Origin of the sequence: Kitasatospora sp. NPDC001603, from assembly GCF_040298365.1 — a bacterium.
Classification (GTDB): Bacteria; Actinomycetota; Actinomycetes; order Streptomycetales; family Streptomycetaceae; genus Kitasatospora.
Genome location: NZ_JBEPAA010000014.1, coordinates 103,699 through 116,526, shown reverse-complemented (window position 1 = coordinate 116,526; position 12,828 = coordinate 103,699). Strand labels below are relative to the sequence as shown.

Here is a 12,828-nt window from a genome sequence, read left to right as displayed (position 1 = left end):
CGACACGGGACGGCACCCCACGCAGGACAACGCCGCCGGCCGGGCCGGCCGACGGCGCCGCGGGCTCCCGGCCCGCCGCGGGTACTTCTTCCGCTACGGCTGCGGGAAGGTGTCCTCGTCCACGTCGCTGGTCTTGGCGTTGCCGCCGACCGCCGGCTGGAGGGTGATGGACCACGAGGTGTAGGTGCGACCGGTCTCGAAGGCCATGCTGTCGTCGAACTTGCTGAAGTCGCAGCTCTGGGTGAACGCCTTCAGCGTCGGGTCCCAGTCGACGCCGCCGGCGAAGAAGACGTCGTAGGTGCCGTCCTCGACACCCTCGATGGACGCCTTCTTCCCCTTGCCGACGTAGACCGAGTGGATCGACTTGCCGTTCTGGGCGAGCGAGACCACCGCGTCGGAGCTGCCGCCGTTGTCGACGTTGAGGACGCCCTCGCCCTTGAGGCGGCCCGAGCGGACCATGGTGCCGTTCTCCAGTGACCGGGTCTGGAGCTGCGGGGTCTGCGGGACGTTGAAGGTGGTCGGGTACCCGGCGGCGGCCATCTGGGCGAGGGCGGGGGGCACCGCCTTGAGGCCCTCGGAGAGGCCGACCTGGGCGAAGGCCGAGGTGGTGGCACAGAGGTTCTTCGCCTTGATGTCGCTGCGGACCTTGGTCAGGTCGGTGGAGAGCTGGCCGAGCGCCGTCACCAGCTGGCGCCGCGCCGTGCTGACGGCCGCCGGCTCGCCCGCGAGGCCCAGGCCGCTGCCGGCCGAGGACGCGGCGGTGGCCGCCTCCTGGAGCGTGGTGGCGAAGGCGTCCAGACCGGCGGAGGCGTTGAGCTTGCCGAGCGCGGCGCTGACCGGGTCGATGTAGCTCACCAGGACAGGCCCGTACGGCGGCTTGGTCGGCGTCGGGGTCGGGGTGGGGGTCGGGCTGGGGCTCGCACTGGCGCTCGCCGACGCCGGGGCGCTCTTGCCCGGGCCCAGGCCGAAGGAGTCCGCCCCTCCGGACCCTCCACTGGAGCACGCCGCCAGCAGCAGCGTTGTGCCGGCCGCCAGGCCGACCTTGACGAAGGACTTCATGCCCGCTCCCCCGGTGATCTCTCATGCACGCTCCGTGCATTCCCCGCGGACATGATCCCGAGCCTTTGTCACGCGGTCAACAGGGCGCACAAGGGGCGTGTTGAGGCGCAGGTGGGGCGCAGAGAGGGGCGCACGGGGTGCCACCGCCCGTCAACTACGATCGGTCACGTGCTCAGGCTTACGGGACTCCCCCTCCAGATCATCGCGTCCCTCCTCGCGATCGGCGTCTTCGCCGCCACGATGTGGCTCTGGCCGAGATTCGGCGGGCGCGGCTGGCAGGCCTGGCTCGGGCGGATCGGCGCCTTCCTCGCCACCCAGATCTCGGTGCTGGTCGCGATGGGGCTGATCGCCAACGGCTACTTCGGCTTCTACAGCTCCTGGACCGACCTCCTGGGCACCAACGGCGGGCCGGGCACGGTGGTCGACCACCAGCCGAACGCCTCCGTCGCCATCACCGGCGAGCAGAAGTTCTACGCCCAGCAGGGCTCCAACCCGGAGCGGGTCGGCCTGATCCACAAGGTCTCCGTCAAAGGAGCGGGCAGCGGCCTGAGCACCGACGGTTTCGTCTACCTGCCGCCGCAGTACTTCCAGCCCGACTTCGCGCAGCAGAAGTTCCCGATGGCCCTGGTCCTGGCCGGCTACCCCGGCACCCCCGAGAAGCTGATCTCGCTGATGCAGTACCCGGCCTCCGCGCTGGAGGCGATCGACCAGAAGAAGCTCCCGCCGACCATCCTGGTGATGATGCGGCCGACCCTCGTCAACAACCGGGACACCGAGTGCGTGGACGTCCCGAACGGCCCGCAGGTGGAGACCTTCTTCACCAGCGACCTGCCCAAGGCGCTCGGCACCACCTACCGGATCGGCACCGACCCGGCCAACCGGGCCGTGATCGGCAACTCCACCGGCGGCTACTGCGCGCTGAAGTTCGCGCTGCGCAAGCCGGACGCCTACCGGGCCGCCGTCTCCCTCTCCGGCTACTACACCGCGCCGATCGACGAGACCACCGGTGACCTCTTCGGCGGCGACAGCCGGCTGAAGCAGGAGAACGACCTGCTGTGGCGGCTGCAGAACCAGCCGGCCGCGCCGGTCTCGCTGCTGCTGGCCACCGCCCACGACGAGAACAACTACGCCGCCACCCAGGACATGGTGAAGGCGTTCAAGGCGCCGACCAAGCTCTCCACGATCACCCTGGACACCGGCGGCCACAACTTCCACACCTGGACGCGGGAGATCCCGCCGGCGATGGAGTGGCTGGGCAAGCACCTGACGATGCCCCAGGCCGCGTAGCACCCGCCGCGCACACCCTGCCGCGCACACCCCTCCGCGCGGCCACCGCTCACCGACCCGCCCCGGCCGCCGGGGCCGTCCGCACGGCCCCGGCAGGATTAGAGACGGCTCACAGCCCGGTCTCACGGTCCTCTCAGCCGGGCGGCCGAGCGTAGCGTCCATGACCACGACCAGCTTCTCCCCTCCGGCCGGCGAACCGTGGCCGGAGGCCGCGAACTATCCGCCGCCGGAGGTGCCGCAGCCGGCCCCCGGGCTCCCCGGCCCCGCCCCCGTCCCCGGAGCGGCTCCCGCCCCCGCGCCGGCCGAGGCGCTCTTCCCGCCGTGCCCGCCACCCGCCGCCGGTCCCAAGGGCCCGTCGTCCTGGGCCGGCCGGCTGCGCACCCTGGCGGCCCGGTCCTGGCGCGGCCGCGCCGACGACCCGCGCTGGGTGCGCCCCGCGCTGCTGGCGCTGCTGGCCGCCACCGCCGTCCTCTACCTCTGGGGCCTGAGCGCCTCCGGCTGGGCCAACTCCTTCTACTCGGCGGCCGCCCAGGCGGGCAGCCAGAGCTGGAAGGCCTTCTTCTACGGCTCCTCGGACGCCGGGAACTTCATCACCGTCGACAAGCCGCCGCTCGCGCTCTGGCCGATGGCGCTCTCCGCCCGCCTCTTCGGCCTCTCCTCCTGGTCGGTGCTGGCCCCGCAGGCGCTGATGGCGGTCGCCACGGTGGCCACCCTGTACGCGACGGTGCGCCGCCGGTTCTCGCCGCTCGGCGGCCTGCTGGCCGGGGGTGCCCTGGCGCTGACCCCGGTGGCGGCGCTGATGTTCCGGTTCAACAACCCCGACGCGCTGCTGGTGCTGCTGCTCACGCTGGCCGCGTACGGCCTGCTGCGGGCCACCGAGGCGGCCGGTACCCGGTGGCTGGTGTTCACCGGAGTGATGTTCGGGCTGGCCTTCCTCACCAAGACGCTCCAGGCCTTCCTCGTGCTGCCCGCGTTCGCGCTGGTCTACCTGGTGGTCGCGCCGACCGGGCTCTGGCGGCGGGTGCGGCAACTGCTGGCCGCCGGCCTGGCCATGGTGGTGGCGGGCGGCTGGTGGGTGGCGGTGGTCGAGCTGGTGCCGGCCTCGGCCCGCCCGTACATCGGCGGCTCGCAGGACAACAGCTTCCTCTCGCTCACCTTCGGCTACAACGGCTTCGGCCGGCTCAACGGCGACGAGACCGGCAGTGTCGGCGGCGGTGGCGCCCGGCTGATGGCCGGGGCCGAGGCACCGCCCGGCGGCGGCCGCGCGATGGGCGGCGGCGGCTGGGGCGAGACCGGCATCACCCGGCTGTTCGACGGCGACATCGGCGGGCAGATCGCCTGGCTGATGCCGGCCGCGCTGATCCTGCTGCTGCTCGGGCTCTGGGCGACCCGCCGCTACGCCCGCACCGACACCGCCCGGGCGGCCTTCCTGGTCTGGGGCGGCTGGCTGGTCTGCACCGCGCTGACCTTCAGCTTCATGTCCGGCATCTTCCACCAGTACTACACGGTGGCGCTGGCCCCGGCGGTCGCGGCGCTGGTCGGCATGGGCGTCGACGGCCTCTGGCGGGTCCGGCACCGGCTGCCCTACGCCGCGGTGCTGGGCGCCACGCTGGCGGTCACGGCGGTCTGGGCGTACGTCCTGCTCGGGCGCAGCGCGGACTTCCTGCCGTGGCTGCGCTGGGCGGTCCTGGTCGGCGGGCTCGCCGCCGGGGCGGCGCTGCTGCTGGCCGGGCGGCTGGCGGCACGGCTCGCCACGACGGTCGGGCTGGTGGGTCTGGCGGCGGCGCTGGGCGGTCCGGCGGCGTACGCGGTGGACACCGTGAACACGCCGCACACCGGCTCGATCGTGACGGCCGGTCCGGCGGTCGCGGGCGGGCGGGGGATGGGGCCGGGCGGGATGCGCGGGATGCCGCCCGGCGGCGACGGCCGGTTCTTCCTCAACGGGCAGCAGGGCTCGCCCGGTCAGGGCGGCGCGCCCGGGCAGCTCCCCGGCGGGGCCCCGAACGGCGCGGGCGGCACGGGCACCGACGGCACCGGCGGCGGCCGCAACGGACGCGGCGCAGCCGGCGGCTTCGGCGGCACGGGTGGCTTCGGCGGCGGCGGGATGGCCGGCGGCGCCCCCGGCGGCATCGGCGGGCTGCTGAACGGCGCCAGCGTGAGCGACGAGGCCGCCGCCCTGCTCCGGCAGGACGCCGACCGCTACGCCTGGGCCGCCGCGACCGGCGGCTCGCAGACCGCCGCCAGCTACCAACTCGCTTCGGGCGAACCGGTGATGGCCCTCGGCGGCTTCAACGGCACCGACCCGTCGCTCGGCCTGGACGCCTTCCGGCAGTACGTCCGGGAGGGCAAGGTGCACTGGTTCATCAGCGGCGGCTCCCGCCGGACGGCCGGGCCCGGCACGGGCACGGGGACCGGCACCGGCACCGGCACCGGCACCGATCCCGCCGCGACCGCCGGTCCGACCACCGGTGCCGACGGCGGCGCCCAGGAGTCGCAGACCGCCCAGATCGAGACCTGGGTGGCGAGCCACTTCACCGCGAAGACGGTGGGCGGCACCACCTTCTACGACCTGACGCAGACGCCCGCCCCCTGAGCCGCGCCCCCTGAGCCGGGAGCCGCGGGAGAACGACGGAGGGGACGCACCGCCCAGCGGCGGTGCGTCCCCTCCGTCGTCGTTCGGCGCGGATCAGTCGGTCGGACAGCGCGTTCCGGCGGCCGGCGCGGTGCCGTCCGTCAGGAAGGCGTCGACCGCGGCCCGGACGCACTTGCTCCGCCCGTAGCCGATGTGGCCCTCGCCCTCGCGGGTGAGCAGGACGGCGTTGCCGAGCTGGGCGGCGAGCTTCTCGGCCGAGGCGTAGGGCGTCGCCGCGTCGCCGGTCGAGCCGACCACCACGATCGGGGCATCGCTCTTCGAGACGATCGGGTGCGGCTGCTCGGCGGAACGGAACGGCCAGGCACGGCAGTCGGGGTCGAACAGCGCCAGGCTCGGCTCGTGCCGGGTGATCAGCGGGGCCTTCGCCGCCAGGTCGGCGTACGCGGCCTGGAGGGCCTCGCCGGTCGGGACGGCGGTCGCGCCGTCGGCGCAGTGGATGGCGGTGTAGGCGTCGGCGGAGACTCCGTAGTGGCCCTTCTCGTCACGGCCGTAGGCGCCGTCCGCGCGGGCGAGCAGGTTGTCGCCCTTGCTCCGGACCATGGCCCACCCGAGGTCGTTGCGCAGCGCGTCCCAGGTCTTCTCGTCGCCGTAGAGGCTGTCGAGCACGCCGGCCCAGGCGGCGTTGGCGGTGAGGGCGCGCCCGCTCGTGGTGGTGAGCGGCTTCGCCTTGAGACCGTCGAGGAACTCCGCGAGCTTGTCGGCCGCCTTGGCCGGGTCCTTGCCGAGCGGGCACTGGTCCTGCTTCGCGCAGTACGCGGCGAAGAGCCGCAGCGAGCGCTCGAACCCCGCGTACTGCACGATGTTGTGCTGGGCCAGCGGCACGGACGGGTCGACCGCACCGTCCAGCACCAGCCGCCCGACCCGGTCGGGGAACTCCTCGGCGTAGAGGCTGCCGAGGTAGGTGCCGTACGACATGCCGAAGTAGTTGAGCTTCTGGTCGCCCAGCGCGGCCCGCAGGACGTCCATGTCGCGGGCGGTGTCGCGGGTGCCGATGAACGGCAGCAGCTTGGCGAACTTGGCCTGGCAGGCGTCGGCGAGCACCTTGCCGTGGTCGTCGCCCGGGGTGTCGGTGGCGAGCCACTCGTCGCGGGCCTTGTCGTCCAGGCAGTTCAGCGGCGTGGTCAGACCGACGCCGCGCGGGTCGAAGCCGACCACGTCGAAGCGGTCGTGCATCGGGCCGTCGAACTGCGCGGGGGCGGCCTTGACCATGCCGACGCCGGAGCCGCCGGGGCCGCCGGGGTTGACCAGCAGGGAGCCGAGCCGCTGGTCCTGCCTGGCGACGGGGACCCGGACGACGGCCACGGCCAGCGGGTCGCCGGCCGGATGGGCGTAGTCCAGCGGGACGTTGAGCGAGCCGCACTGCAGCACCGACTCGTCGACCTTGGCGGTCTTCGGGTCGTCGGCGCAGGGCGCCCAGGCGATCTGCTGGCCGTAGAAGGGCCCCAGTGCCGGGTCGGCCGCGCCGGTGGGCCTGGGCGTCGGCGTGGGCGGGGTGGTCGGCGACGCGCTGGGCGTGGCCGGGGCGGCGGCAGGTGACGGCGTGCCGGAGGCCGCGTCGGTGGCGGTGGATCCGCCCGAGCCGGCGCAGCCGGCCAGGAGGGCGGCGGCGACGGCCGCGGGCAGGGCGCGCCGGGAGAACCGGGTGATCATCGAATGCACCGCACACGAATATCACCTGACCGTCACACCGGTCATATCGTGATCGGCCGGCGGACGGCGAAGGGGGGCAAAGCGTGACGGAACGTTTCCTCAACCGCCGCACTGCTGGAGCATGGCCTTCTTGTCCGCCTCGGTGACGGGCAGTCGGTACTTCAGCGAGACCTGGGCGAAGCGCACCGCGTACGAGCAGCGGACGGCGGTGTTGGCCGGGAGCCAGGCGGCCGGACCGGAGTCACCCTTGGAGGCGTTCTGCGAGCCGTCGGCCGGGACGAGGTTGAGCGGATCGTTGGCGATCTGCACGCGCTTGGCCTTGTCCCACGTCGACGCGCCCATCTGCCAGTCGTAGGACAGCGGCATCACATGGTCGATCTGGATCTTCGAGGCCTGCTGTTTGCTCCACCGGACGGTCTTCCCGGTGTACGGGTCGTCGATGGTCATGGCGGTGACGGTGCAGGCCGAACCGTCCTTGTGCTCGACCGAGCGGCCGTCCCGGGCCAGCAGGTCGTTGCGGGTGTCGCAGTTGTTGTGGCCACCCGGGACGCCGTCGACGTTGTCCGTCCAGGCCGGGCCGAACTCGTCACGGTCGTAGCCGTCCTTGGGTCCGGCGGCGGCGGTGGCGACCCCGGCGATGATGTCGCGGCCGGCCTTCCGTTCCTCGGGCGTGGTCAGCGGCGCCAGGCCGGGCCTGGTGCCGTCGGGATTCTGCAGCGGGCTGGTGCCCGCGCCGGCGGGCCCGGCCGCCTCGGTGGCCGGCTTCCCGGCACCCCCGGTGCAACCGGCCAGCGCCGGCGTGGATATCAGGAAGGCGACGGCGGCGAGCAGAACGGTGCGGCGGGCGGGCACGGGGACTCCCGGACTGGGGGGGTGGCTGACGGCGCCCCAGCAGACCAGTCGCCCCACGGGCCGTCAAGGCGGCGCGGCACGGAGCGTTCGAGCATGTCGAAGCTCACACCCCGGCGCCCGCCCGGGCCCCGCCCCGCCTCCTCCCGCCGGGCTCAGCCCCCGATCGCGGACATCGGCCGGTCCGGCTGGACGAAGTCGGCGGAATTGATCGCGTGGCCGGGGCCCTTGCGCCCGATGGTGGCCCGCCAGGCGGCCTCGATCCGGTCGTCGTCCGCGCCGCCGCGCAGCAGTGCCCGCAGGTCGGACTCCTCGGTGGCGAACAGGCAGTTGCGCAACTGGCCGTCGGCGGTGAGGCGGACGCGGTCGCAGCCGCCGCAGAACGGGCGGGTGACGGACGCGATCACGCCGACCACGGTGCCGGTGCCGGCGATCCGCCACTCCTCGGCCGGCGCGTTCCCGTCCCGGCCGACCGGGACGAGGTCCCACCGGGTGCCGAGGACGGCGAGGATCTCGTCGGCGGTGACCATCGTCGCCCGGTCCCAGGCGCCCTGCGCGTCCAGCGGCATGGACTCGATGAACCGCATCCGGTAGCCGTGCTCGGCGGCGAACTCCACCAGGTCGAGGATCTCGTCGTCGTTGACCCCGCGCACCGGCACCGCGTTGACCTTCACCGGCGCGAGCCCGGCGGCCTGCGCGGCGGCCAGGCCGGCGAGGACGTCGGCGAGCCGGTCCCGGCGGGTGATCGCCGCGTACCGCTCGGGGCGCAGGGTGTCCAGGCTGACGTTCACCCGGTGCAGGCCGGCCCGGTGCAGCGCGTCGGCGGTGCGGGCCAGGCCGATGCCGTTGGTGGTCAGCGAGACCTCGGGGCCGAGGGCGGTGATCCGCCGGACCAGGTCCGGCAGGCCGCGGCGCAGCAGCGGCTCGCCCCCGGTCAGCCGGACGGAGCCGATGCCCAGCCGCCCGGCGGCGATCCGCACCAGCCGGACCACCTCGTCGTCGCTCAGCACCTCGGCCTTCGGCAGCCAGTTCAGGCCTTCGGCCGGCATGCAGTAGGTGCAGCGCAGGTTGCAGCGGTCGGTGAGGGAGACCCGCAGGTCGGTGTGGACCCTGCCGAAGCGGTCCGACAGCGGGCGCGGTGCGGTGTTCATCGGCCCAGTACAGGGGCAACCGGGCCGGGATACCAGCGGCCGAACCACCGGGGAGCTGCCCCGACCTGCGGATTCTCCTTGTGCGTTCGTCCAACTGTGGCTTCCTACGGCTGCGCCGGGGCACCCCGGACGGGCAGGCTGGGTCCATGCGCGACAGCACGGGGACCAGCGGCCGGACAGGGAGCAGTGACCGGCCGGGGAGCAGTGACCGCACGGGGACCAGCGGCCGGACGGGTGGTGATCGGCCGGTCGCCGCCCTGGTGCTGGCCGCGGGGGGCGGGCGGCGGCTCGGCGGCCGGCCGAAGGCGCTGATCCGGTACCGGGGCCGGCCGCTGGTCGAGCACGCGGCGGGGGTGGTCCGGGCCGGCGGCTGCGCCTCGGTGACGGTGGTGCTGGGCGCGGCCGGGGACCGGGTCCGCTCCACCGCCCATCTGCCGGGCTGCCGGCTGGTGGCCAATCCGGACTGGGCCGGCGGGATGGGCTCCTCGTTGCGGGCCGGGCTGGCCGCCCTGGCGCCGGAGGCCTCGGCCGTCCTGGTGATGCTGGTGGACACCCCCGGCGTCACCCCGGCGGCGGTGGCCCGGCTGCTCGCCGCCCACCGGGCCGGCGCCGAGCTGGCGGCGGCGGCCTACGCGGGGCGGCGCGGGCACCCCGTCCTGATCGGCGCCCGGCACTTCGCCGAGGCTGCGGCGGGCGCCACCGGCGACTCCGGCGCGCGGGCTCTGCTGGCGGCGCACGCCGACGGGATCACGCTCGTCGAGTGCGCCGACATCGCCGTCCCCGACGACCTGGACACCCCCGCCGACCTCGCCCGTTGGACGACGGGGTGATCCTCTCCCGGTCCGGACCGGCGGCCGGTCCCCCCACGGGGTGGGGCGGGCTCCTCCTCCCCGACGAGGGATCGACCGCACACCCCTGATCTGTCCCTGAGGATTGCCCCATTCCGCGCCGCGGCCCCCGCGTTTCGGGGAGCATGGGACACGTCCTTCCCCTCGATTCGAACGGACGGTGCCCGCGATGTCCGGACTGCCCGACGACTTCACCGGACGCGACCCCGCACAGCACGGGCCGGTGGCGGGTGGTGGCGCCCGGGCGATCCGCTGCCCCGCCTGTCGGCGCGAGCACCTGTACGAGCCGCCGTCGCTGCCCTGCCCGTGCGGCGCCTCGCTCAAGGTGCCGCTGCTGCGCGGCGGCGTACCGGTCCAGGTGCGGTTCCGGTCCTGGGAGGACTCCTGGCTGAACATGCGCTGCCCGCACTGCGGCCGCTCCGACCAGTGGCCGCAGCCCGAGTTCACCTGCAACTGCGGCGCGACCGTGCGGCTGCCGGTGGACCGCACCACCCGCCTCGGCGGCAGCGCGACCACCGGCCAGCTCGGCACCGCCGGCCCGCAGAACTCCCGCCCGCACCCCGCCCACCCGCTCAACGCGCCCGTCCCGGCCCCGCCCGGCGGCTCCGGTGCCTCGGCCACCCCCTGGCGGCGGCGCGCGCCGTTCCGCCCGCACCCGGTGCGCACTTCGCAGGACGCCGTGTTCACCGCCGCCCGCTACCTGGAGTGGCTGGGCTTCGACGACCTGGAGCTGACGGAGGCCCAGGAGCGCGACGGCGTCACCCTGCTCGGCAGCCGGATGGTCGCCCAGGTGGACACCTGGACCGAGCCGGCCGACGTGAAGTCCGTGGAGTGCCTCTGGCTGCAGACCCTGCACGCCGAGGAGATGGCCGCCGCGATGTTCACCCTGGCCGGCTACTCGCACCAGGCCACCGTGCGCGGCGAGCAGTTGCTGGTCGCCCTGTTCAGCCTGGACCTCGCCGGAGTGCCCCAGCCCGCCAACGGCGCCGCCGAGGCGCTGATGGAGACCGGCTGGACGTCCTGACCCCGCTCCGACCGGCCCGGCCCGCCCGACACCGTCCGCCCGCGGCCCGGGCCGTCGGCCTGCCCGGCCCACCGGTCCCGGCCGTCCCGGCGGACCTACCCGCCTCCGGGAGCGATCGGCGCGGAACCGGTTCGCCCGCAACAACCTGCGCTCGTGATCTGGTGCACAAGCTCACCCCCGTGTTGAATTGCCGCCACAACGCGGGCCTTGGGGGCAGAGGCCGGCGTCCTGCTGGATGGCGCACACAAGGAGGTGGCGTTGTCGGAGCACGGATGGGGCCCGAGTGGCCAGGGCGGGAGCGACGGTCGGGGGCGGCCGGCGCCCCGCGAACCGGGGGACACCGTATGGCGGCTGCGGTCCCGGGCGTGCTGGCAGGAGGCCGCCGAGCTGTTACGCCCGGCCGCCGAACGCGACCCCGAGGCCGCCCTCGGCCGGGCCGAACTCCTCATCGAGCAATGCCTGTTCACCGCGGCCAACTGGACCCAGGCGGAACAGGCGCTGCGCCTCGCCGAGGCGTTGGTGACCAGTACCGAGCAGCGCGCGGGCGCCTCCTGCGCCCGCGGGTTCCTCGCCTACGTCTCCAGCGTGCTCGGCGCACGCGACCGGCTGGACGAAGCACAGGCGGCGCTCGGACGCACCTCGGCGCTGCTGCCGCCGGACGCCCCCGGGCGTCCGCTGCTGGACTTCCGCCGGGGGCTGGTCGCGGAGAACCTGCTGCGCGACCCGACGGCGGCCTGGATCGCCTACCGCCGCGCGCACGAGGGGGCCGACGAGCGCGGGGACGAGCTGCTGCGCTCGTACACCTGGCGGCACCTGGCCGCACTGGCCCAGGCCGCCGGGGACCACGACCGGGCCCGGGAGGGGTTCGACGCCTCGCTGCGGCTGCGCGAGCAGCTCGGCTTCACGGTCGGGGTGGCACCCGCGCTGGCGGCGCTGGCCGAGGTCTCCGAACCGGACGAGGCGGTCCGGCTGCGGGCCGAGGCGACCAGGCTGGTCCAGGCGCTCGGGGGCGTACCGGTCTGGCTCGCACGCCAGCTGAGCGCGGTGCGCACGCCGGGCGCTCCCCCGGACGGACGCGTCGAACGGGAACCCCGGGGAACCATCAGCTAAGGTGAGCCTAACCTGGCCGGGGTGAGCAGTACTCCGGCCAGGTTCGCCTTGCCGTTCCCGGGCTCCGCCAGGCCCCGGCCGGCCGGGCCCGGCCGCCGCCGAACCCGGCCGGGCACGGGTCGGACGGTCCGGCACGGGTCCGGTCGACCCGATAGGGCCCGCACCATGACCGCGAGCAGCACCCGACCCGGCCCCGCGCCGTACGCCCCCCGCACCACCCCCGCGCACGCTGTCACCCGCACGCCGGCGCCATGCACCACCAGCTACCGCAGACTCGGCCGGCTCTTCCCGGCACTGCGGGTGCACAGCGCCCCTCCCCGCACCGGCGACGGCTGGATCAGCGGCACCGACCTCCTCACCGACCCGGACGCGCTGGCCGAACTGATCGCCCACGACGCCCGGGAGGGGCTCGCCCGGTACGGCCGCCCGCTGCGCCCCGACGTCGCGGCCGGCTTCGGCCTGCACCGCTTCAGCTGGCCGGCGGCGCTGCTGTTCACCCTGCCCTGGTTCCTGGAGCGCCGGGTGCCGCTGCTCACCCCCGAGGACGTCTCGATCCGCCGCGCCACCGGCGAACTCACCGCCCGCCCGGGGGCGTTCGTCTGCCTGCCGGACGACCCGGCGGCCGGGCTGCCCGGCGCCCGGACGGTGGCCGACGAGGCGGCACTGGCCGCCGAACTGCGCACCGCGCTGGCCGGTTTCCTGGCCCCGGTGCTGACCGCCTTCCGCCCGGCGGTGCGGCGCAGCCCCCGGATGCTCTGGGCGATGGCGACCGACGCGGTGGTGGAGGGCCTCTGGTACGTCGGCGGGCTGCTCGGCGAGGAGGAACGGGCCCGGGCGGAGCTCTCGGACCTGCTGGCACCGGACCGGGCGGCCGACGGGCCGGCGGAAGGCCCGGCGCTCCCGGTGGCCAGGGCGTGCACGCCCGGCGTGTGCGCGCCGTCCTTCACCCCCGGCGCGGGCTTCGCGACCGAAGGTGCTTCGGGCACCGACCGTGCCCGGGCCAGTTGCTGCCTCGTCTACACCGTGCGGCCGGAGGAGATGTGCGGCGGCTGCCCCCGCGTCACGCGAGGTTGACGGCATCGGCCTTCGGAAGGCCCCCGGAATCCCCGGAATTCCGGGGAATGGCACCCCTTAATTAATACGACAATGGGACTTCTCCCACGTCAGAAATCCCTCTCCTCAGCGCATTGACGGAGA

The 12,828-nt window shown here is 74.7% G+C and carries 10 protein-coding genes; 6 read left to right on the top strand and 4 right to left on the bottom strand.

Annotated features, from left to right (window positions below; genetic code table 11):
* Window positions 1–93: 93 nt before the first annotated feature.
* Window positions 94–1,059, bottom strand: coding sequence for a hypothetical protein (locus ABT263_RS12390; RefSeq protein ID WP_352290372.1), 966 nt, complete (start codon window positions 1,057–1,059; stop codon window positions 94–96).
* A 168-nt stretch (window positions 1,060–1,227) separates the two neighbouring features.
* On the opposite strand from ABT263_RS12390, the gene ABT263_RS12385 reads away from it, so the two are divergent.
* Both ABT263_RS12385 and ABT263_RS12380 read left to right on the top strand, forming a co-directional pair.
* Window positions 1,228–2,346 carry an alpha/beta hydrolase gene (locus ABT263_RS12385; RefSeq protein ID WP_329487115.1) on the top strand — a complete coding sequence of 373 codons (1,119 nt, stop codon included), beginning with the start codon at window positions 1,228–1,230 and terminating at the stop codon, window positions 2,344–2,346.
* A gap of 160 nt (window positions 2,347–2,506) precedes the next feature.
* Window positions 2,507–4,939 (top strand): glycosyltransferase family 39 protein, encoded by a 2,433-nt coding sequence (locus ABT263_RS12380; RefSeq protein WP_352290370.1) that lies wholly within the window; start codon window positions 2,507–2,509, stop codon window positions 4,937–4,939.
* 93 nt (window positions 4,940–5,032) lie between these two features.
* Here the strand turns inward: ABT263_RS12380 and ABT263_RS12375 are convergent, their stop codons facing one another.
* The 3 genes from ABT263_RS12375 to moaA all read right to left on the bottom strand — a co-directional run bounded on the left by ABT263_RS12375 (window position 5,033) and on the right by moaA (window position 8,649).
* The gene (locus tag ABT263_RS12375; protein ID WP_352290408.1) at window positions 5,033–6,649 is read right to left on the bottom strand and encodes an alpha/beta hydrolase; all 1,617 of its coding nucleotides are present in this window, start codon (window positions 6,647–6,649) and stop codon (window positions 5,033–5,035) included.
* 99 nt (window positions 6,650–6,748) lie between these two features.
* The gene (locus ABT263_RS12370) at window positions 6,749–7,501 is read right to left on the bottom strand and encodes an HNH endonuclease family protein (RefSeq protein WP_502885791.1); all 753 of its coding nucleotides are present in this window, start codon (window positions 7,499–7,501) and stop codon (window positions 6,749–6,751) included.
* A gap of 152 nt (window positions 7,502–7,653) precedes the next feature.
* Window positions 7,654–8,649 carry a GTP 3',8-cyclase MoaA gene (gene moaA / locus ABT263_RS12365; protein ID WP_352290368.1) on the bottom strand — a complete coding sequence of 332 codons (996 nt, stop codon included), beginning with the start codon at window positions 8,647–8,649 and terminating at the stop codon, window positions 7,654–7,656.
* A 257-nt stretch (window positions 8,650–8,906) separates the two neighbouring features.
* Between moaA and ABT263_RS12360 the strand changes: the two genes are divergently transcribed.
* The 4 genes from ABT263_RS12360 (at window position 8,907) to ABT263_RS12345 (ending at window position 12,705) form a co-directional block, all read left to right on the top strand.
* Window positions 8,907–9,479 carry a nucleotidyltransferase family protein gene (locus tag ABT263_RS12360; RefSeq protein WP_352290404.1) on the top strand — a complete coding sequence of 191 codons (573 nt, stop codon included), beginning with the start codon at window positions 8,907–8,909 and terminating at the stop codon, window positions 9,477–9,479.
* Between the two features lie 187 nt (window positions 9,480–9,666).
* Window positions 9,667–10,521 (top strand): hypothetical protein, encoded by an 855-nt coding sequence (locus ABT263_RS12355; protein ID WP_329487120.1) that lies wholly within the window; start codon window positions 9,667–9,669, stop codon window positions 10,519–10,521.
* 258 nt (window positions 10,522–10,779) lie between these two features.
* Window positions 10,780–11,631 carry a tetratricopeptide repeat protein gene (locus ABT263_RS12350; RefSeq protein WP_380390210.1) on the top strand — a complete coding sequence of 284 codons (852 nt, stop codon included), beginning with the start codon at window positions 10,780–10,782 and terminating at the stop codon, window positions 11,629–11,631.
* 165 nt (window positions 11,632–11,796) lie between these two features.
* On the top strand, window positions 11,797–12,705 hold the full coding sequence (locus ABT263_RS12345) for a (2Fe-2S)-binding protein (protein ID WP_352290366.1): 909 nt from the start codon (window positions 11,797–11,799) through the stop codon (window positions 12,703–12,705).
* The last annotated feature ends 123 nt before the right edge of the window (window positions 12,706–12,828 follow it).